General features: G+C 70.1%; 12 protein-coding genes and 1 tRNA gene. 5 read left to right on the top strand and 8 right to left on the bottom strand.

The features are described 5' to 3' along the window. Nucleotides 1–52: 52 nt before the first annotated feature. The 4 genes from FHT38_RS12980 to FHT38_RS12965 form a co-directional block, all read right to left on the bottom strand. Complete coding sequence (locus FHT38_RS12980; protein WP_183492019.1) at nucleotides 53–7126, bottom strand: C2 family cysteine protease; 7074 nt, start codon at nucleotides 7124–7126, stop codon at nucleotides 53–55. 116 nt (nucleotides 7127–7242) lie between these two features. Then, entirely contained in the window at nucleotides 7243–8625 is a 1383-nt protein-coding gene (locus FHT38_RS12975; RefSeq protein WP_183492018.1) for a TolC family protein, read from the bottom strand. 441 nt (nucleotides 8626–9066) lie between these two features. Beyond that, a complete protein-coding gene (locus tag FHT38_RS12970; protein WP_183492017.1) occupies nucleotides 9067–9813 on the bottom strand; it encodes a 2OG-Fe dioxygenase family protein in 747 nt (248 codons plus the stop codon). A gap of 87 nt (nucleotides 9814–9900) precedes the next feature. Further along, entirely contained in the window at nucleotides 9901–10938 is a 1038-nt protein-coding gene (locus FHT38_RS12965; protein ID WP_091733282.1) for a CDP-6-deoxy-delta-3,4-glucoseen reductase, read from the bottom strand. 154 nt (nucleotides 10939–11092) lie between these two features. Here FHT38_RS12965 and FHT38_RS12960 point away from each other — a divergent pair, with 154 nt between their 5' ends. Further along, nucleotides 11093–12016, top strand: a complete 924-nt coding sequence (locus FHT38_RS12960; protein WP_183492016.1) for an NAD-dependent epimerase/dehydratase family protein — start codon at nucleotides 11093–11095, stop codon at nucleotides 12014–12016. 43 nt (nucleotides 12017–12059) lie between these two features. Here FHT38_RS12960 and FHT38_RS12955 read toward each other — a convergent pair whose 3' ends face one another. After that, nucleotides 12060–12647 carry a rhomboid family intramembrane serine protease gene (locus FHT38_RS12955; protein ID WP_091733286.1) on the bottom strand — a complete coding sequence of 196 codons (588 nt, stop codon included), beginning with the start codon at nucleotides 12645–12647 and terminating at the stop codon, nucleotides 12060–12062. 263 nt (nucleotides 12648–12910) lie between these two features. Beyond that, a tRNA-Leu gene (locus tag FHT38_RS12950) sits at nucleotides 12911–12995 on the bottom strand. A 150-nt stretch (nucleotides 12996–13145) separates the two neighbouring features. Here FHT38_RS12950 and cysM point away from each other — a divergent pair. The 3 genes from cysM to FHT38_RS12935 all read left to right on the top strand — a co-directional run bounded on the left by cysM (nucleotide 13146) and on the right by FHT38_RS12935 (nucleotide 14983). After that, on the top strand, nucleotides 13146–14075 hold the full coding sequence (gene cysM, locus FHT38_RS12945; protein WP_091733289.1) for a cysteine synthase CysM: 930 nt from the start codon (nucleotides 13146–13148) through the stop codon (nucleotides 14073–14075). Between the two features lie 95 nt (nucleotides 14076–14170). Continuing rightward, nucleotides 14171–14698 (top strand): NUDIX domain-containing protein, encoded by a 528-nt coding sequence (locus FHT38_RS12940; protein WP_091733292.1) that lies wholly within the window; start codon nucleotides 14171–14173, stop codon nucleotides 14696–14698. A gap of 57 nt (nucleotides 14699–14755) precedes the next feature. Then, the gene (locus FHT38_RS12935) at nucleotides 14756–14983 is read left to right on the top strand and encodes a sulfurtransferase TusA family protein (RefSeq protein ID WP_091733295.1); all 228 of its coding nucleotides are present in this window, start codon (nucleotides 14756–14758) and stop codon (nucleotides 14981–14983) included. A gap of 98 nt (nucleotides 14984–15081) precedes the next feature. Here the strand turns inward: FHT38_RS12935 and galU are convergent, their stop codons facing one another. Next, the gene (gene galU / locus FHT38_RS12930; protein WP_091733299.1) at nucleotides 15082–15951 is read right to left on the bottom strand and encodes a UTP--glucose-1-phosphate uridylyltransferase GalU; all 870 of its coding nucleotides are present in this window, start codon (nucleotides 15949–15951) and stop codon (nucleotides 15082–15084) included. Between the two features lie 84 nt (nucleotides 15952–16035). On the opposite strand from galU, the gene FHT38_RS12925 reads away from it, so the two are divergent. Beyond that, complete coding sequence (locus FHT38_RS12925; protein ID WP_091733303.1) at nucleotides 16036–17010, top strand: D-isomer specific 2-hydroxyacid dehydrogenase family protein; 975 nt, start codon at nucleotides 16036–16038, stop codon at nucleotides 17008–17010. Here FHT38_RS12925 and FHT38_RS12920 read toward each other — a convergent pair. Beyond that, nucleotides 16952–19810 (bottom strand): valine--tRNA ligase, encoded by a 2859-nt coding sequence (locus FHT38_RS12920; RefSeq protein WP_183492015.1) that lies wholly within the window; start codon nucleotides 19808–19810, stop codon nucleotides 16952–16954. The two genes, FHT38_RS12925 and FHT38_RS12920, sit on opposite strands and share 59 nt — an antisense overlap. Nucleotides 19811–19883 lie beyond the last annotated feature (73 nt).

Here is a 19883-nt window from a genome sequence, read left to right as displayed (position 1 = left end):
GAGGGGCGGAAGGAGCGCGGGCGGTGGAAGCCGCCCGCGCGGACGGTGGCGCTCAATGCGAGGTGGCGAGGTTCGGCGTCTGCGGCTTCATCGCGTCCGCCGACGGCAGCGAGGTCGCGGCCGGCGGGGTGACGTCGAAGGTGGCCATGGCCTGCACCAGGCTCGACAGGTCGGCCTGCGGCGCGGCCGGCGCGATCGTCGGGGCGGGCGCCAGCGCCGGGGCGGCGCGGGAGACCGCCTCCTCGTCCTGCTGCGTCACCGACGGCTCGGTGGGCACGGCGCCGGAGCCGTAGTCGCCCGGCAGCTGCGTCACGTAGAAGTGGCAGGCGCCGGGGACCGCGTCGATCTGGGCCGCCGACATCTCGAAAGTCAGGCTCGACGTCCACGGGTTGCGGATGATCAGGTTGCCGTTCGTCTCGTTGATGCCGGTCACCGCGAAGACATGGGAGCCGACGAGTTGCGCCTGGCCGTTCGCATCGGTCGAGCTCTTGGTCATCGAGGTGAAGGTCACGTAGCCGTCGTCATCGCGCAGCGCCTGCACGATCGAGTCGTAGGCCGAAGCCGCGGTCTCGAAGCGCTTGGGGGCGCCGCCGGTCATGCGGCGCGTGGCGGTGTTGTTGCCGGTGCCGCCCAGCACGCTCAGGTCGTTGTCGCGGATGCCCCATTCCTTGGTGCTGGCCAGCGCCTCGACGTAGGCCTCCTCGAGCAGGCGGGCCCAGGCGCCGGCGCCGGACGACACCCCGTAGTTCGCGACCTTGGAGTCGACGGTCACGAAGAAGGGCGTGTCCACGCCCTGGCGGTAGAACTTCACCGCGTAGGTGCCGTTGCCGTTGGCGCCGATCAGGCCGTTCAAGCGGTCGGAGGCGACGGTCGCGAACTCCACGAAGGAGGCGATCAGGCCGCAGTCACCGATGCTGCCCTGGCCGACGGTGGTGGCGGTCATGTCGGTGGTGCCGCCGAAGAGCGCCTTGTCGCCGACGTCGATGTAGGCGGCGCCGTCGCGCAGCGTCGGGTTGTTGGTGCCCAGGAACCACTTGTCGACCAGGCCCGAGAAGGTCTGGGCGCTGGTGCCGACGGTCAGGCCCTCGTCGAACATGCTGGACAGCAGCGAGGACACGTAGGTCGTGCCGCCGTTGACGGCGCGGGCGCCAGCCAGCATCGCGTTGATCGTGCCCACCTGGTCGGTGGACAGGCCGTCCGCGCCGACGCTGGAGACCATCCTGCCCAGCATCGACAGCACCGAGTCGTAGTTGATCGACGCGTCCGACGAGGCCATCGCCAGGTAGCCCGCATGGATCTTGTCGAGCCGACCCTGGGCGATCGCGCGGTGTGCGCCGTCCAGGCCTTGCAGCGCCGCGAGCGACATCTGGTTGAAGCCTTCGTCCGGGATGGCGGCGAAGGCCTCGGGCGAGAGGGCGTTGAGCCAGCGGGCGCTGACGGTGTCGAAGTCCTTGACCAGGCGCATCTGGTCGGCGCGGATGCTGCCCACGGCCGATTCAGGGATCCAGCCGATGTTGGTCAGGGCCGCGAACTGCTCGGCGCTCATGCGCCCGACCGCGTCGGCCGACAGCCCGCGCAGGGCTGGGGCGGCGAGGTGGCTGAAGGTGCTGATCGGGATGGCCTGGAACGCGCCGGACGACAGGTGGTTGATCCAGGCCGGACCCACTTGGCCCCAGACGGCCGCATTGACGGCTCGCACCTGGTCCGCGCTCAGCGACGCCACGACGCCCGCCGAGAAGCCCTCGGCATGGGTGAGCGAGGCGATCTGCTGGAGCGACAGGCTCGCGACCTGTTCCACGCTCATACCGGTCATGCCGGCGGCGGACAGCGAGCCCAGGTTGGTGAAGACCGCCAGCTGCGCCGGGCTCAGTGCCGCGACATGAGCGGCATCCAATCCCTGCGCGGCCGACTTGGACACCAGCTTCATCTGCGCCGCGGACAGCGCGGCGAATGCTTCGGGCGTCAGCGCGTTCAGCCAGGCGGCCGACATCCAGCTCATGCCGGTCGCGATGGCCGGCACCTGGGCCGGCGACAGCGCGGCGATCGCGGCCGCCGGCAGCCAGTCGAAGTTGCCGATGCAGGCGATCTGCGCCGGGGTCATCGCCTGGATGGCGGTAGCGGTGAGCGAGCCGGTGGGGATGGACGTGATGTTGGTCATCGCGCGGCACTGCGCCGCGGACAACGCGCTCACCGTGGAGCCGGACAGGCCCTTGACGGCCGTGACGGAAAGCAGGGCCATCGCCTGACCGGGCAGCGCGGCCACGGCGTCCGGCGACAGGGCATTCAGCCACGCCGCGCCGACGGCGTTCCAGCCGGCGCGGATGCCGCTGACCTGGTCGGCGCTCAGCACGGCGACGGCGGCGGTCGAGAGCATCTCGGGGTTGCGCAGCGCCGCGACCTGTGCGGGCGTCATCACGGCCACCGTGGCCGGCAGCAAGGCCTGGATCACCGTCGGCGGCACGAGCGCGAAAGCGCCGGCCGGCAACGCGGCCAGCGATTCGGCCGACATCGCGTTGAGCTGGTCCGCGGTGAACGTGGCGCCGTTGATCGTGGCCACCTGGCCCAGCAGCGCGGTGCGCGCGGCCGAGGCGTCGGCCGACAGCCGCTCGGCGAAGGGCAGGCCGCTCAACTGGTCAGCGCTCATCGACGCGACCTGCGCCGGGGTCAGCGCTGCGACGGTCGTCGCGGGCAGGGTGGCGAGGGCCACCGGGGCCAGTGCCGTGAAGGCCGTGGGCGACAGGGCCGCCAGCCAGGCCGGCGTGACGCTGGCCAGGTTGAGCAGCGCGCCCGCCTGAGCCGGCGTCAGCGTCGCGGTCGTGGCGGCGGGCAAGGTGCCGATCGCGGGCAGCGACGCGATCTGGGCCAGCGTCATGCGGCCCACCACCGCCGGGGTGAGCTTGGGCGTCATCGACGTGGACAGGCCCGCGATGATGCTCGGCGGGATCGCGGCCAGCGCGGCCGGCGACAGCGCGTCGAGCTTCAGCGTGTTCCATTCCGAGGACATGAACCACGGCGTCTGCGTCGGTGTCAGCGCGGCCACCGCGGCTTGCGACAAGCGGGACACGTTGTCCATCACCTTGATCTGGCCGGGCGTCAGTGCGGCGGCCGAAGCGGGCGACAGCCGGGCGACCTCGGCGGCCGACAGCGGCTCGATGATGGACGGCGGCAGCGCCGAGATCGCGGCGGGCGACAGGGCGTTGATCCAGTCGGCGCTGTAGGCATTCATCCGGACCGTCAGGCCGGTCGTCTGCGCCGGAGTCAGCGCGGCGACGGCGGTGAGCGCCAGGCTGTTGAGCGCGGGCAGGGCCGCGACCTGTGCTGGAGTCATCGCGCGGACCGCGTCGGCGCTCAGCGTCGGCGCGATGGCGGTGGACAGTTTGCCGATCGAGGCCGTCGGGATCGCCGCGATGGCGCTCGCGGGCAGCGCGTTGAGCCAGTCGGCCGTCACGTTGTTCCAGGCGATGGGCAGCGCGGCGACTTGCGCGGCGCTCAGGCCGGCGAGCGCGCTCGGCGCCAGTTGCTCGGGCGTGGGCAGCACGGAGAGCTGCGTGGCGCTCATCGCGGCGAGGGTCGCCGCGTTCAGCCCCTGGACCGTGGCGCTCGGCAGCTGCGCGATGGCCGAGGCCGGCAGGATCGCGATCGCCGCCTGGCCCAGCGCGTTGAAGGTCGCGGCGCTGACCGTCGACCAGTCCGGCGTCGCCAGCAGCAGGCCGCGCACCGAAGCGGCGTCGGCGCTCAGCGCGTCAGGCGTCGCGAGCGATGCCAACTGCTGCGGGCTCATCGCGAGGATCGTGGCGACCGACAAGCCGGCCACCGTGGTCGCGTTCAGCGCGCCGATCGCCGCGGCGGGCAGCGCGGCTTTCGCCTCGCCAGACAACGCATTGATCCAGGCCGCGTCGACGCGGGTCCAGTCGATGCGCAGGCTGCTCAGTTGGGTCGACGTCAGGCTGGCGACGACGGTCGCGGCCAGCAGCTCCGGATGCGGCAGCGCGGACAGCTGGGCGGGCGTCATCAACGCCAGCGTGGTGGCGCTCAGGCCGCGCAGCGTGGCGTCGGGCAACTGGCTCACCAGCGTCGCCGGCAGCAGCGCGATGACCGAGGCCGGGCAGGCGTTCAGCCAGGCGGCATCGATGCGGGCGGCGTCCAGCGGCAGGGCGGCGATCTGCGCGCTCGACAGGTTGGACAGCGCGCTCGGCGCGAGGGCATTGGGCTGGCTGATCGCGGCGAGCTGGCGCGTCGACAGCGACTGCAGCGTGTCGGCGTCCAGCCCGTTCAGCACCCGGGCCGACAGGCGCGAGATGGCGGCCGCATCGAGGCCCGGCAGCGCGTCATGCGACAGGTTGTCCAGCCAGTCGGCGTAGACCTCGCCCAGGCGTGGGCATAGCGCGGCGACCTGGGCGGCGCTCAGGGCGGCGACGGCGTCGGTGCTCAGCAGCGTCAGCGACGGCAGGCCGGCGAGCTGGTCCGGGCTCAAGCGGGAGACGGTCCGGGTGGACAGCGCCGGGATGACGTCGCGCGTCAGGCCGGCCAGCTGTCGCGGCGTGATCGCGCCCAGGGCCTCCACGCTCAGCGTGTCGATCCAGGTGGCGCTGACCTTGCCCCAATTGAGATTCAGCGCCCGCATCTGGTCGCCGGTCAGCGTGGCCATGACGTCAGCGCTCAACAGCAGCGCGTTGGAGAGCCGGGCGAGCTGAGCGGGTGCCAGGCTGCGGACGGCCTCCACCGACAGGCTGGAGATGCAGGCCGGCGACAGCGCCTGGATGTTGCTCAGGGCAGCGAGCTGGCTCGCGCCCAGGGCGGCGAGCGTGGTCGGCGTCAGGCCGCCGACGGCAGCGCTGCTGAGCTGGGATATTCCGGTGGGAGGGATGGCGGCGATCGAGGCGGGCGACAAGGCGTTGAGCCAGTCGGCATTGACCGCGGACCAGCCGAGCTGGATGGCGGCCACTTGAGCGGGGCACAACGCGGCCACCGCGGCGGTTGACAGCTGCGGCGCGCAGCGCAGCGCGCCCACCTGCGCGGCGGACAGCGCCGTGACGGTGGCCGGCAACATGCCGGCGACCGTCGTCGCGGACAGCCGGGCGAAGGCGCCTGCCGGGATCGCCGCCAATTGGTCGGGCGTCATGGCGTTCAGGGTCGCGGCCGACATCGTCGACCAGTCGATCGCGGCGTTCGCGCCCAGCGCGGCGTTGCGGATCTGGGCTGCGGCGGCGGACAGCGAAGACGGCGAAGCCAGGCCCGCCAGCTGGTCGATCGACATGGCGGACACCAGGGCCACGCTCAGTCCGGCGACCGTGGTCGCGGACAAGGTGGAGAGCGCCATCGGGCTCAGGGCCGCGAAGGCGGACGGCGACAGCGCCGCCAGCCAGCTGGCCGAGACGCTGTTCAGCATGGGAATGGCGGCCGTCTGCGTGGCGCTCAGGACGGCGGCGCGGGTCGCGTTCAAGCTCTGCGGATGCACCTGCGCCATGCCGACCGTCGAGATCGAGCGCACGGCGTCCAGCGTGAGGGCGTTCAGCCAGGTGGGCGACATCAGGGAGAAGTCGGTGGTGATCGCCTGCACCTGGGCGGGCGACAGCTGCGACGCGGCAGCGGCGCTCAGGTAATCGATGCGCTTGATCTGGCCGATCTGCTGCGGGGTCATCAGTGCCACGGCGTCGGGACGCAGGGCCGGCGTCTGGCTGGTGGACAGCACGTCCAGGCAGGCGATGGCCGCCTGCTGCGGGCCGGACAGGTTGCCGAGCGCGGTCCTCGACAGGCCCTGCACGGCGGCGCGCGACAGCTTGGCGATGTCGGCCGGCGCGATCGCGGCGAGCGCCTCGGGCGTCTGCGTGTTGAGCCAGTCCGCGGTGACCTTGCTCCAGTCCGTTGTCGTCAGCGCCGCGGTGCGGATGGCCGCCGCCTCGGGCGACAACAGCGACGGCGAGGGGATCGCGGCCAGCTGGGCCGCGCTCATCGCGGACACGACCGCGGTGCTCAGGCCCGGCACGACGTCGGCCGGGATCGACGCGATCTGCGCCGTCGTCAGGCCGCCCACGACCTCGCGCGACAAGGCGTTGATCCATTCAGCGGGGAGCTCGCTCCATCGCTCGTTGTCCAGCGCAGCGACCTGCGCGGCCGACAGCGCGCCGATCGCCGCCGGCTGCAGCGCGGCGATGCCGGTCAAGCCGCCGATCACCTCCGGACTCAGCGCGCGGATGGCGTCGGCGGACAGCCCGGCCGCGCCCGCGTCCAGCGCGCCCAGGGCGGTGATGGCGACGATCTGCTCGACGCTCATCGCGGCGATGGCGTCGGCGGTCAGCTGCGCGACGCGGGCGGCGCTCAGGCCGCTCAGGGCCGAGGTGCCCAGTTGCGCGAGGCCGCCGGCCGGCACGGTGGTGAAGGCGTCCCTCGACAACGCGTTGATCCAGTCGGCGGAGAAGTCGCTCCAGCGGCCCTCATCGATGGCCGCCACCTGCGCGACGGACAAGGCGGCGACCGCGTCCGGACGCAGGGCATCCAGGCCTGCCATGCCGCTGATGAGTTCCGGGCTCAGCGCCCGGACGGCGCTGGCGGACAAGCCGGCGACGCCGGCGTCCAGGCTGCCCAGCGAGGTGATCGAGAGGAGTTGCTCGACGCTCAGGGCGGCCACCGCGTCGGCGCTCAGCTCCGAGACGCGGAAGGCGCTCAGCCCGGTCAGCGCGGCGCTGGTGAATTGCGCGACCTTGGCCGGCGTGATGGCGGCGAAGGCCTGCGGCGACAGCGCGTTGAGCCAGCGCGCCGACAGGTACTTGCCGTCGATGCCGATCGCGGCGACCTGCTCCGGCGACAGCGCCGCGGCGGCCCTGTCGCCCAGCCAGTGGATGTTGATCAGCTTGCCGACCTGGGCGGGGCTCAGCGCTCGCACCTGATCGGCCGTCATGCCCTGGACCGCCGCGCCCTTCAGATAGTTCAGGGGCGCGATGGCGCTCAACTGGGCCGCGCTCATCGCGGACACCATGGCGCCGGTGAAGGCGGCGACCTGGGTGCCGGTCAGCCATTGGCAGTGGGGGATGTCCAGGCCGGCGAGGTCGGCGGGCGCCAGCGCCGCGATCTGGGCGGCCGTCAGGGCGGTGAACTGGGCTTTGGTCAGGGTATTCAGGGTGGTCATGGTGTGGTGAGCTGGTGGCTCTTTCGAGGGTGGGAATGGCCGGAAAAGGTCGGCCGCGGGACAACAGCGGGCGCTTCTCCTCGGTCCTTCCGGGAGTCGCGCGGGCTTGGGGGGAATCAGGGGGTGGGCAGCGGGCCGTCGAGCGCGGCGATGCCGTCTCTATTCATTTCGCCGAGGTCCGACATCAATTTCAGCCGGGCCGCGTTCCACTGGTATTCGCACTGGGCTCGTGCATCGAGCGCGTCGACCAGGGTGCCTTGGGCGGAAATCAGTTCCAGGATGTCCGAGACGCCGCGTTCATATCGATTCGTCGCGGAATCCATGGCCGATTGCGCGGCCTGGAGCAATTGATTCGCGGCGTCGATGTTGTCCAGCGAGGCCGCCAATTCCGCGTGGGTCTTGACCAGCTCCAGCAGGACGCGGTTTTCGGTGTCCGTCACCTGCAGTTCGGATTTCTCCGCCTGCGCCTGGGCTTCCTGGATCTTGTTGCGACGGGAATCACCATCGAACAGCGGAATCGTGATCGTGGCGCCGACGGTGAAGGTGCTCGAGCGCGAGGCCTGGACGCTCTGGTTCGGATAACCATTGCGGTAGTTGGCCGCGGTGAAGTCGATGGTGGGGCGCCCGGCCGCCCGGGCGGCGGCGACGCCGGCCTGGCTCGCGTCGCGCTGATAGCGGGCGGCGAGGATGGCCGGGTGGTGGGTCCTGGCCTCATCCAGCAGCTGGCCCAGGTCGGGCAATTCGGCGCGCGACGGGATGGGGCTCTTGTCGGGGAGGCGCAGCGCCGTGCCGGCCGGCACGCCCATGGTCTGGACCAGCACCGCGGTGGCCTTGTCCAGCTCCGCCTTGGCGCGCTGCAGGTTCAAGCGCGCGCGGGCCAGCGAGGCCTCGGCCTGCAGGGTGTCGGCGCGACTGGCGGCGCCCTTCTGCTCCCGGTCGCGGGCGGCGTCGCGGGTGCGCTGCGCCAGCGCCACCGACTGCTGGCGCGCGCCCAGCGTGGCGCTCGCCTGCAGGGCGGAGAAATAGGCCTGGATGGTGTCGGAGACGGTCCGGCGCACGGCGTCGTCGTAGGTGCTGGTGGCTGCGGTCAGCAGGCGTTCGGCCATTTCCTCGCGGGCGGCGCGCTCGCCGAAGTCGAAGAGTCGCCAGCTCAGGCCGAGATAACTGCTGTAGCCGGTGACGCGCTGGTTGCCGCCCGGCGACTGGGCACTCTGGCTGGTATTGCTTTGCGCCGTCAGCGAGGCATTGACCGTCGGGAGATAAGCCGCCTTGGCCGCGGCCAGCTGGATTTTCTGCGCCTTGATGGAAACCCAGGCCGTGGCGGTGCGGGTATCCCGGCACAGGGCGCTGTCGACGGCGGCGCTCAGCGTGACCAGGGTTTGGGCGTCGATCGTGGTCGTGCAATCCGGCGGGGTTTCCGCCAGGGCGCCCATTTGAATGGCGCCGCCGATGCCAAAGGCCAGTATCGGCCGCAGCCAGTGGTGATTGATCGACCGCATGAAAACTCCCTGGAAACTGGCCCGGCGGACTGCTGGGTCACGGTGAAAATCTCAATTCGCCAGGGCAGTTTAGGAAGCGGAGGGGGCTCTGGATGTCGATTCCGTCAATGTGTTTCGGCGGCGGCCGAACCGATCATCGATTGATCAATTCAAGGGATTCAAGTGTCTTGATTCTGGTGATTTTGTTGAGGCCAATCACCCGAATGGGTGGGGCGCCTGAATATGTTATTGACGCGTTGAGAAACTACTAATGTTTGCTAGTTAATTTGAGTGGGTATTCCAGCAAATCCCGGCGCCGATTGGCTTGGCGTCGGGCGCGCCCACCCTCCGCGAAGCCAGACACCATCGGCGATTCGCGGCTTTTCGCGGACGAACGAAAGCCGGCGCGCGATGCAGGGCACCGGGCGCCGGCGGGCTAGCAAAAAGAAGGGAGTGGGTGGCTCAGCGGCCCATGAAGGCGTCGGCGCGCAGGGTCACCACCAGGGTGTCGCGGTGGCCCGGATGGGTGGGCTCCATCGGCTGGATGGGGGTGGTCTCGTGGATGACGCGCTCGTCGTCGAGCAGCAGCAGCGTCCAGGGCTCCATCATCGTGAAGCGCTGGCCGCGCGGACCGTCGGCCTCGAAGACGCGCGACTCGCCCCCCTTGATGCCATGGCGGGCCAGCATGAAGACGGCCACCAGGTCCACGCCGTCGCGGTGCGCGCCTTCGGGCGTCGGGCGGCCGATGCCGCCGGCGGTGTCGATGCGGAACTGGTGCGCCTCGACGAACCACGGGCGCGCGCCCTTGAGCCGGTCGGCCACCCCCGCCAGGCCCAGCAGCAGGCGCGGCCAGATGGGCAGCCCCACGGCGGCGGGCTCCATGGGCTCGAACCAGCGTTCGATGCCGCCGTGCAGCGCGTTGTAGTCCACCGGCTGCCAGTGCGCGCGGTGCGGCGCCAGGCGCACCGACGGGTCGGCCTGCGCGTCGACGACGAAGCTCGCGTGCCGCCGGAAGCGGTAGCGACCGCCGTCGCGCAGGTAGGCGTCGGGCGGCAGGTCGTTCCAGAAGGGTTGCAGCCCGCGCAGGTCACTCGCCTGGCAGTGCAACCAATGCGTCAGGCTCTCCGGCGCGATGACGGTGTGACCGAGGTCCTGCAGTTGCTGCTCGAACTGCGCGGCGCTGGAGTAGGGCGGCGGGAAATGCTTCATGCCCGCGAGTATCGGACGCCTCACCCGCCCTGGCGCATGTCACGCCGGCAACACGGGATTCGCGGTGCGCAAAGCGCTGCCGCCGGCTCAGCCGGCGTGCTTGTCGGCTTCGGAGGTGAACGCGTCGGCGTAGAACTCTTCCGCCGGCAGGCCGCAGCGGGCGACGAAGTCGCGCTGCGCCGACTCCACCATGACGGGCGCGCCGCAGGCGTAGACCTGGTGGCGCGAGAGGTCCGGCAGGTCGGCCATCACGGCCTGGTGGACGAATCCGGTGCGACCGGTCCAGCCGTCCTCGGCCCTGGGCTCGGACAGCACCGGCACGTAGCTCAGCGTGGGCATCGCCGCGGCGGCCTGGACCGCCCAGTCGTGCAGGTAGAGGTCGGCCTGGCCGCGCGCGCCCCAGTACAGCGTCACCGGGCGGGTGATGCCCTGGTCCTGGATGCGCTCCAGGATCGCCTTGATCGGCGCGAAGCCGGTGCCCGAGGCCAGCAGCACGATCGGCTTGTCGCTGTCCTCGCGCAGGAAGAAGCTGCCGAAGGGGCCTTCCATGCGAAGGATGTCCTTTTCCTTGAGCGCGCCGAAGACGTGGTCGGTGAACTTGCCGCCGGGCATGTGGCGGATGTGCAGCTCGATGGCCGGCGGGGTGCCCAGGCGGCTCGGCGCGTTGGCCATCGAGTAGCTGCGGCGGGCGCCGTCGCGCAGGATGAACTCGACGTACTGGCCGGCGCGGTATTGCAGGTTCTGGTTGGCCGGCAGCTGCAGCCGGACGACGGCGACGTCGCCGGCCGGCTTCTCGATAGTGATCACGCGGCTGGGCAGCTTGAGCACCGGGAACTCGCCGGCGCCGGGCACCGTGCGGGCCTCGACGACGCAATCGGTCTGCGGTCTGGCGCAGCAGGTGAGGATCATGCCGGCGGCCTCCTCGGCCGGCGGCAGCGCCTTGGACTGGTGCTCGCCATGCACGACCTGGCCCTCGACCAGCTTGCTCTTGCAGGAACCGCAGGCGCCGTCCTTGCAGCCGTAGGGCAGGCCGATGCCCTGGCGGATGGCGGCGGCCAGCACGGTTTCGTCGTCGTCGACGGTGAAGTTGCGGCCGGCGGGCAGGACGGTGACCTGGAAGCTCATGGTGCGGGGCGGCGCGGGCGGACCCGCGTCATGTCGAGAGGGAAAGGAAGGCGGCGGAAGCGACACGGCCCGCGCGGTCCGGAAACCGGGGCGCGAGCCGTGCCAGCCGTAAACTGGCCCGCCATTTTGCCCCAGCCTCGCAGCGCCCCTCGTCATGCCTGGTTCCCCGTCCGCTTCGTCCGCCGCTCCCCGTCGCGCCCGCCGCGGCCGCCTGTTGATCGTCGGTTGTGGCGACGTCGGCCTGCGCGTGCTGCGGCTGCTGGCCGGGCGCTGGACCGTCTTCGCGCTGACCAGCAGCGCCGCGCGCGTCGACGCGCTGCACGCCGCGGGCGCGATCCCGCTGATCGGCGACCTGGACGACGCGGCGACGCTCGGCCGCCTCGCCGGCCTGGCGGACCGGGTGCTGCACCTGGCGCCGCCGGCCGCGCAGGGGCGCACCGACGAACGCACGCGACGCCTGCTGCAGGCGCTGTCGCGCTCGGGGGCGCCGCGGCACCTGGTCTATGCCAGCACCAGCGGCGTCTACGGCGACTGCGGCGGCACGCGCATCGATGAGACGCGCCGTCCGAATCCGTCCAACGAGCGCGCCTGGCGCCGCGTCGATGCCGAGTCGCAGCTGCGCCAGTGGGGGCGGGTGACCGGCTGTCCGGTGACGATCCTGCGGGTGCCCGGTATCTATGCGTTCGACCGCGCCGGCGGGCATCCGCGCGAGCGGCTGGGCAAGGGCCTGCCGGTGCTGGCGCGCGAGGACGACGTCTACACCAATCACATCCAGGCCGATGACCTGGCGCGCGCCTGCCTGCTGGCGCTGATGCGCGGGCCGGCGCTGCGGGTGATCCACGCGAGCGACGACAGCGAGCTGCTGATGGGCGACTACTTCGACCTGGCCGCCGCGCTGTGCGGTTTGGCGCCGCCGGCGCGGGTCGCGCGCGCGCAGGCATCGGCGGTGTTCTCGCCGATGCAGATGAGCTTCATGAATGAATCGCGCCGGATGGACAACCGCCGGCTCAAGCGCGAACTGCGCCTGCGGCTGCGTTATCCGACGCCGCGCGAGGGCCTGCTGGCGGTCGAGCGCTGACCGCCGCGGGGGAGTCGCCGAGGGCTGAGCGTCCCGGCCGGCTTCAGCGCCGCCGTCCGCCGCGCCAGTAGTTCACCATCAGCCAGGCGCCCAGCATGCCGCCCAGGTGGGCGAAGTGGGCGATGCCGCTGGAGCTCGTGATGCCGAGCACCAGCTCGATCGCGCCGAAGATGGCGACGAAGACCTTGGCCTTCATCGGAATCGGGGGGAAGAGCGGCATGATGATCCGGTCCGGGAACATCAAGCCGTAGGACAGCAGCAGGCCGAAGAGCGCGCCCGAGGCGCCCACCGTCGGCGCGCCCGAGCCGATCAGCAGCGTGAACACGAGCTGGGCGGCGGCGGCCGTCAGCGCGCTGGCCACCAGCAACTGCGCGTAGCGCTTGCCGCCCCACAGCGCTTCCAGCTCCGAGCCGAACATCCACAGGCCCAGCATGTTGAAGAACAGGTGCCAGGCGTCGCCGTGCAGGAAGGCGTAGGTCAGCGGCTGCCAGGGCTCGAAGCGGCCGGTGTTCAGCGGCCACAGCGCCATCTGGAAGTTCAGCATCGCCAGCGAGGGCACGACGATGGGCAGGCAGAACAGGCCCACGCAGATCAGCATGAAGGCCTTGGTGACCGGTGGAATGAATGGCATCGCGGCGCGTCTTCGGGGGGAGACAAAGGAAAGGCGCCCTGCGGCGCCACCGGCGAATCCTGACCCCCGTCGTTGGGGGCAGGACGATCGGGCGAGTGTATCCAAGCTTGATGAGGGCAAGCACTGGCCCCCATCGGCGCGACCGCAGTGCGAGCGACGGCCGCGCCGATGTCGCGGGGGGCGCGGCGACGCCGAGCCGCGAATGCGGAACGAATGCGGAACGATGGGGCGTTGCTGAGACGAGAGCTGACCACTTTCCAGAGTGGTGCCCGGAGTCGGACTCGAACCGACACGCCTTGCGGCGGGGGATTTTGAGTCCCCTGCGTCTACCGATTTCGCCATCCGGGCGTCATCAGCAACGCGGCCCCGGTCGGATCGACGCTGGGGCCGCTGTGCGGGCCATCAACTGAAGCTTCGTCGTGGACAGAGCCAGAGGGGCCGCGAAAGAAAAGGCATTATGCCACCACAGCCATACGCCGACTGAGAGAATGCGCGGCTATGAGTGATGCAAGCGCCTTCGATCCCACGAGCTATCCGACCCTGGAAGACGTCATCGGCCACACGCCGCTGGTGCGGCTGCAACGCGTGCTGGGCCCGGCGCTGGCCGCGCGCGGCAATGTGCTGCTGGCCAAGCTGGAGGGCAACAACCCGGCGGGCTCGGTCAAGGATCGTCCGGCCATCAGCATGATCCGGCGCGCCGAGGAGCGCGGCGAGATCAAGCCCGGCGACACGCTCATCGAGGCGACCTCCGGCAACACCGGCATCGCGCTGGCGATGGCCGCGGCGATCCGCGGCTACCGGATGGTGCTGATCATGCCGGAGGACCTGTCGGTCGAGCGCGCCCAGACGATGAAGGCCTTCGGCGCCGAGCTGATCCTGACGCCGCGCTCCGGCGGCATGGAATACGCCCGCGACCTGGCCGAGCAGATGCAGCGCGACGGCAAGGGCCGCGTGCTCGATCAATTCGCCAATGGCGACAACCCCCGCATCCATTACGAGACCACCGGTCCCGAGATCTGGCGCGACACCGGCGGCCGCGTCACCCACTTCGTCAGCGCGATGGGCACGACCGGCACCATCACCGGCGTGTCGCGCTTCCTGAAGGAGCAGAACCCGGACGTGCGCATCGTCGGCGCGCAGCCGGCGGAAGGCTCGCGCATCCCCGGCATCCGCAAGTGGCCGCCGGCCTACCTGCCCAAGATCTACCGCCCGGAAACGGTGGACGAGCTGGTGCTGGTCGGCCAGTCCGATGCCGAGGACATGGCCCGCCGGCTGGCCCGCGAGGAAGGCCTGTTCGGCGGCATCTCGGCCGCGGGCGCCTGCTGGGTAGCGATGCAGATCGCGCGCCAGGTGAGCAACGCGACGATCGTGTTCGTCGTCTGCGACCGCGGCGACCGCTACCTGTCGACCGGCGTGTTCCCGGCTTGATGGTCGGAGGGCTGAGGGCCTGACTGCCTGACGGGCGGCCGGCGATCGGGGATGATCGCCGGATCGTGATCCGACGGCGCCGCGCGCCTTTGCCCATGACCTTCCGCTTCTGCCCGCAATGCGCCAGCGAACTGGCGTGGATCGAACTGCCGGAGGACGGCGGCCCCAAGACCCGGCTGCGCTGCCCCCGCTGCGACTTCACCCACTGGAACAACCCGACACCGGTGCTGGCGGCGGTGGTCGAGTGCGTCGACCGGGAGGGCCAGGTCTTGCTCGCCCGCAACGCCGCCTGGCCGGGGCGCTTCTTCGGATTGATCACCGGCTTCATGGAGGCCGGCGAGTCGCCGGAAGAGGGCATCCGGCGCGAGGTGCTGGAAGAGACCTCGCTTGAGGCGCTGGGCGCGACGCTGATCGGCGTCTACGACTTCCAGAAGAAGAACCAGGTCATCATCGCGTACCACGTGCCGGCGCGCGGCGAGGTCACGCTGTCGCCGGAGCTGGTCGAGTACTCGCTGACGCCACCGGAGCAGCTCGAATGCTGGCCCGCAGGCACCGGCCAGGCGTTGGCGGACTGGCTGCGCGGCCGCGGCCTCGAGCCGAAGTGGATGGCGCCGCGCAGCTGAGCCGGGCTGACTAGAATCCGCCACATCGCCGGTGCGCGCGCCGGTCAGGACACACACATGGACATCCACAAGGAACTCGACACCCGCGGACTGAACTGCCCGCTGCCCATCCTCAAGGCCAAGAAGGCGCTGGCGGAAATGGAAAGCGGCCAGCTGCTCAAGGTGGTCGCGACCGACCCGGGATCGATGCGCGACTTCCAGGCCTTCTCGCGCCAGACCGGCAATGAGCTGGTCGAACAGACCAGCGCCGGCGACGAGTTCATCCACGTGCTCAAGCGCCGCTGAGCGCGGATCCGGAAACGAAGAAGGCCACGCGTTGCGTGGCCTTCGTGCGTCATGACGGGACAGTGACGGGAAGTCCTGCCGTCAGAAGTTCAGGGCGGTCAGATTTCCAGCGACTTCAGGTACTCGCGGAAGCTGGCGCCCAGTTGCGGATGGTCCAGCGCGAGCTCGACGTTGGCCTGCAGGAAACCTTCCTTGCTGCCGCAGTCGTAGCGCTTGCCGTCATAGCGGAAGGCGAAGACCTTCTCGCGGCGCATCAGCGCGGCGATGCCGTCCGTCAACTGGATCTCGCCGCCGACGCCGCGCGGCTGCGTGGCGATCTCGCGGAACACGCCCGGCGTCAGGATGTAGCGGCCGGCCACGCCCAGGCGCGACGGCGCGTCCTCGGGATTGGGCTTCTCGACCATGTGGGTCAGGTCCATCAGGCGGTCGCTGATGGCAGAGCCTGCCACGATGCCGTAGCGCTTGGTGTGCTCGGCGGGCACTTCCTGGACGGCCAGGATGGAGGCCTGCCATTCGGAGAACTGGTCCACCATCTGCTTGAGCACCGGTGGCTTGCCCACCATCAGGTCGTCGGCCAGCAGCACCGCGAAGGGCTCGTTGACGACCACGCATTGCGCGCACAGCACCGCATGGCCCAGGCCCAGGGCCTTGGGCTGGCGGATGTAGATGCACTCCATGTCGTCGGGCTTGATCGAATGGACCAGCGCGAGCAGTTCCTTCTTGCCGGCGGCCTCGAGTTCGGTCTCGAGTTCGAATGCGGTGTCGAAGTGATCGGGAATGGCGCGCTTGTTACGTCCATTCACGAAGATCATCTGGCGGATGCCGGCCGCGTAGGCCTCCTCCACTGCGTACTGGATCAGCGGCTTGTCGACCACCGGCAGCATCTCCTTGGGCTGCGCCTTGGTGGCGGGCAGGAAGCGAGTGCCAAGTCCAGCAACCGGGAAGATTGCCTTGTTGATGAGGGCCATTTACGTACACTCCAACGGTAATTGCGCCGGCATTCTTGCATGGCGCTACTGAAAGAAAATCAAACAATCCTCTCCAAACCCCTCATGTCAGTGCTAGTCCTGGAACCGCTGGAGGCAGACGTCCTGGAATGGCTGGCGGAGCGCCATGCCGTGCAGGTCGCCCCCGAGCCGGCGGACGCGCCGCTGACGCTGAGAGAGCATGTTGCGCAGGCCCAGGCAATTTTCCTGCCCGCCTCCGTCGCGCTGGACGCGGACACCGTCCGCCGCGCGCCGCGACTGCGTGCCGTCGGGCGCATCGGCGCCGGCGCGGAGAACATCGATCTGGAAGCCTGCCGCGCCGCCAACATCGAAGTGGTGCGCGCGCCGACGGCGGCGGCCTCGGCCGAAGCGGAGTTCGTCATCGGCGCCTTGCTCGCGCTGCTGCGCCGCGTGCCGGTGCAGGGCGCGGACGGCCAGTGGGTGGGGCGCGAGCTCGGTTGCGCCACCATCGGCCTGGTGGGCCTGACGCCCTCGGCGCGCCAGCTCGCCACGCTGCTGCCGGTGTTTGGTGCGCGCGTGATCGGTTATGACCCCAGCCTGCACCATGCCGATCCGCTCTGGGCGCAGTGGGGCATCGAACCCTATGGGCTGCGCGAGCTGATGCAGGCCGCCGACGGCGTCAGCGTGCAGCTCGCGTATTTCCCGCGCTACCGCGGCCTGATCGGCGAGCGGGTGCTGAACTTCTGCAAGCCGTCTCAGGTGCTGGTATCGACCTCGCACTCGGCCCTGTTCGACGAACAGGCGCTGGCGGACGCGCTGCATGGGGGCCGATTGCTGGCCGCGTGGCTGGACCTGATGGAGCCCGGCCTGATGGAAGCCGGGCGCCCCTTGCATGGGGCGCCCGGTCTGCAGGTCACGCCGCGCGTGGCGGCGACGACCCGCGAGTCACGGATGCGCGCCGCGTGGAGCGTGGCGCGGCGGATCTCGGAGATCCTGTCCACGCCCGCGACGCAGGCCGAGTTCAGGCCGACCCACCCAGGCGCGCTGCCTGATCTTTTAGCCGAACCACGGTGGCGCTGAAGTCGGCGATGCGCTGACGTTCCTGCTCCACGACGGCCGCCGGGGCGCGCGCCACGAAGCTCTCATTGCCCAGCTTGGCATTGGCCTTGGCGACCTCGCCTTCCAGGCGCGCGATCTCCTTGGCGATGCGGGCGCGCTCGGCCTCGACGTCGATCTCCACCTTCAGCGCCAGACGCGCCGCGCCATGCACCAGCACCGGCGACATCGCGCTCTGCTGGTTGAATGCGGCCTCGTCCTCGATCAGCTCGACGCTCTGCAGCTTGGCCAGCACCTTCAGCGCCGGCGCGGCCTCGCGCAGGAAGGACAGGTCGCCGCCGGCCAGCAGCGGCACGCGGTCGGACGGGCTCAGGCCCATCTCGCCGCGCAGGCTGCGGCAGGTGCCGACCACGGCCTTGAGCTGCTCGACCCAGGCGATGGCCTGCGGGTCGATGCGCTCGGGCTGCGCGACCGGGTAGGGCGCGGTCACCAGGTAGTCGGTGGACTTGCGGCCGGCGATCGGCGCGACGGTCTGCCAGAGTTCCTCGGTGATGAAGGGCGCGATCGGGTGCAGCAGACGCAGGATGGTCTCGAGCACGCGGATCAGCGTGCGGCGCGTGCCGCGCTGCGCAGCCTCGTTGCCCTCGGCCTGCGCGGTCTGCAGCTGCACCTTGGCCAGCTCCAGATACCAGTCGCAGTACTCGTCCCACACGAAGGAATAGATCGCGTTGGCGACCTGGTCCAGGCGGTAGTCGGCGAAGCCCTGCGCGACGGCCTGCTCGACCTGCTGCAGCTCGCTGACGATCCAGCGGTCGGCCTGCGAGAACTGCAGGTAACCGTGCGCGCTGCCGCCCGGCGCGCATTGCTCCTTCGTGTGCTCGACCAGGCCACAGTCCTGGCCTTGCGTGTTCATCAGCACGAAGCGGGTGGCGTTCCACAGCTTGTTGCAGAAGTTCCGGTAGCCCTCGCAGCGCTTGCTGTCGAAGTTGACGCTGCGGCCCAGCGTCGCCATCGCCGCGAAGGTGAAACGCAGCGCGTCGGCGCCGTAGCCGGGGATGCCTTCGGGGAATTCCTTCTCGGTGGCCTTGCGGACCTTGGGCGCGGTCTCGGGCTTGCGCAGGCCCTGGGTGCGCTTGTCCAGCAGCGGGGCCAGCTCGATGCCGTCGATCAGGTCGACCGGGTCCAGCACGTTGCCCTCGGACTTGCTCATCTTCTTGCCCTGCGCGTCCAGCACCAGGCCGTGGATGTACACATGCTTGAAGGGCACCTTGCCGGTGAAGTGCGTCGTCATCATGATCATCCGGGCGACCCAGAAGAAGATGATGTCGTAGCCGGTGACCAGCACCGACGACGGCAGGAACAGGTCCTGCTCCAGCGTCTTGGCGGGCCAGCCCAGCGTCGAGAACGGCACCAGCGCCGACGAGTACCAGGTGTCCAGCACGTCCTCGTCGCGCTTGAGCGGGCCGGTGTAGCCGGCGGCGGTGGCCTTGGCCTGCGCCTCGGCCTCGTCATGGGCGACGAAGATCTCGCCGCCCGTGCCGAACCAGGCCGGGATCTGGTGGCCCCACCAGAGCTGGCGCGAGATGCACCAGTCCTGGATGTTGCCCATCCACTGGTTGTAGGTGTTGACCCAGTTCTCGGGCACGAACCTGACCTCGCCGCTGGCGACCACGTCGATGGCCTTCTGCGCGATGGACTTGCCGTCCTTGCCCGGCTTGCTGGTGGCGACGAACCACTGGTCCGTCAGCATCGGCTCGACGATCTGCCCGGTGCGCGTGCAGCGCGGGACCATCAGCTTGTGCTTCTTGACCTCGACCAGCAGGCCTTGCTCCTCCAGCGCCTTGACGATCGCCTTGCGCGCCGCGAAGCGGTCCAGGCCGCGGTACTCGGCCGGGATCTCGTCCATCGTGTCGACGACGGTCGCGTCCAGCGTGAAGATGGTCAGCATCGGCAGCTGGTGGCGCTGGCCGACCTGGTAGTCGTTGGTGTCGTGGGCCGGCGTGACCTTGACGACGCCGGTGCCGAATGCCTTGTCGACGTACTCGTCGGCGATCACCGGCACCAGGCGGCCGGTGATGGGCAGCTTCACCTGCTGGCCGATCAGGTGCTTGTAGCGCTCGTCCTCGGGATGGACCATCACCGCGGTGTCGCCCAGCAGGGTCTCGGGCCGCGTGGTCGCCACGACCAGCGACTCGCCGCCCTCGGCCAGCGGATAGCGGATGTGCCACAGCGAACCTTCCTCCTCCTCGCTCTCGACCTCGAGGTCGGAGACGGCGGACTTCAGGATCGGGTCCCAGCTGACCAGGCGCTTGCCGCGGTAGATCAGGCCTTCGTCGAAGAGCTTGACGAAGGTGTCGACGACGACGGTCGACAGCTTGTCGTCCATCGTGAAGTACTCGTGGCCCCAGGACACCGAGTCGCCCATGCGGCGCATCTGCTGCGTGATGGTGGAGCCGGACTGCTGCTTCCATTCCCAGACGCGGGCGACGAAGTTCTTGCGGCCCAGGTCGTGGCGGCTCTGGCCCTGGCCCTGCAGCTGGCGCTCGACGACGATCTGCGTGGCGATGCCGGCGTGGTCGGTGCCGGGGACCCACAGCGTGTTGTGGCCGCGCATCCGGTGGTAGCGCGTCAGCGAGTCCATGATGGTCTGGTTGAACGCATGCCCCATGTGCAGCGTGCCGGTGACGTTGGGCGGCGGCAGCTGGATGCTGAACGACGGCCTGGCCGGATCGAGCGTCGGCTCGTAGAGGCCCTTGGACTCCCACAGCGGGCCCCAATGGGCTTCGAGAGAGGCGGGTTCGAAGGACTTGGCGAGTTCGGTCATGGGGGCGCTCCGCCGCGAGGCGGTGTCATCTAGGCGAGGGACACGGAGCCGGCGATTGTAGAGGGCCATGGCT

This window comes from Mitsuaria sp. BK041, from assembly GCF_014193085.1.
Classification (GTDB): domain Bacteria; phylum Pseudomonadota; class Gammaproteobacteria; order Burkholderiales; family Burkholderiaceae_C; genus Roseateles.
Note: the sequence above shows the minus strand (reverse complement) of the source record. Positions and strands in the feature narration are given on the sequence as shown.

What these genes read in the sequence shown, in the direction of transcription:
- FHT38_RS12925 (WP_091733303.1), top strand. Translation starts at nt 16,036, where the DNA reads ATGTCAGTGCTAGTCCTGGAACCGCTGGAGGCAGACGTCCTGGAATGG.
- FHT38_RS12940 (WP_091733292.1), top strand. Translation starts at nt 14,171, where the DNA reads ATGACCTTCCGCTTCTGCCCGCAATGCGCCAGCGAACTGGCGTGGATC.
- FHT38_RS12965 (WP_091733282.1), bottom strand. Translation starts at nt 10,938, where the DNA reads ATGAGCTTCCAGGTCACCGTCCTGCCCGCCGGCCGCAACTTCACCGTC.
- cysM (WP_091733289.1), top strand. Translation starts at nt 13,146, where the DNA reads ATGAGTGATGCAAGCGCCTTCGATCCCACGAGCTATCCGACCCTGGAA.
- FHT38_RS12975 (WP_183492018.1), bottom strand. Translation starts at nt 8,625, where the DNA reads ATGCGGTCGATCAATCACCACTGGCTGCGGCCGATACTGGCCTTTGGC.
- FHT38_RS12960 (WP_183492016.1), top strand. Translation starts at nt 11,093, where the DNA reads ATGCCTGGTTCCCCGTCCGCTTCGTCCGCCGCTCCCCGTCGCGCCCGC.
- FHT38_RS12935 (WP_091733295.1), top strand. Translation starts at nt 14,756, where the DNA reads ATGGACATCCACAAGGAACTCGACACCCGCGGACTGAACTGCCCGCTG.
- FHT38_RS12980 (WP_183492019.1), bottom strand. Translation starts at nt 7,126, where the DNA reads ATGACCACCCTGAATACCCTGACCAAAGCCCAGTTCACCGCCCTGACG.
- galU (WP_091733299.1), bottom strand. Translation starts at nt 15,951, where the DNA reads ATGGCCCTCATCAACAAGGCAATCTTCCCGGTTGCTGGACTTGGCACT.
- FHT38_RS12955 (WP_091733286.1), bottom strand. Translation starts at nt 12,647, where the DNA reads ATGCCATTCATTCCACCGGTCACCAAGGCCTTCATGCTGATCTGCGTG.
- FHT38_RS12920 (WP_183492015.1), bottom strand. Translation starts at nt 19,810, where the DNA reads ATGACCGAACTCGCCAAGTCCTTCGAACCCGCCTCTCTCGAAGCCCAT.
- FHT38_RS12970 (WP_183492017.1), bottom strand. Translation starts at nt 9,813, where the DNA reads ATGAAGCATTTCCCGCCGCCCTACTCCAGCGCCGCGCAGTTCGAGCAG.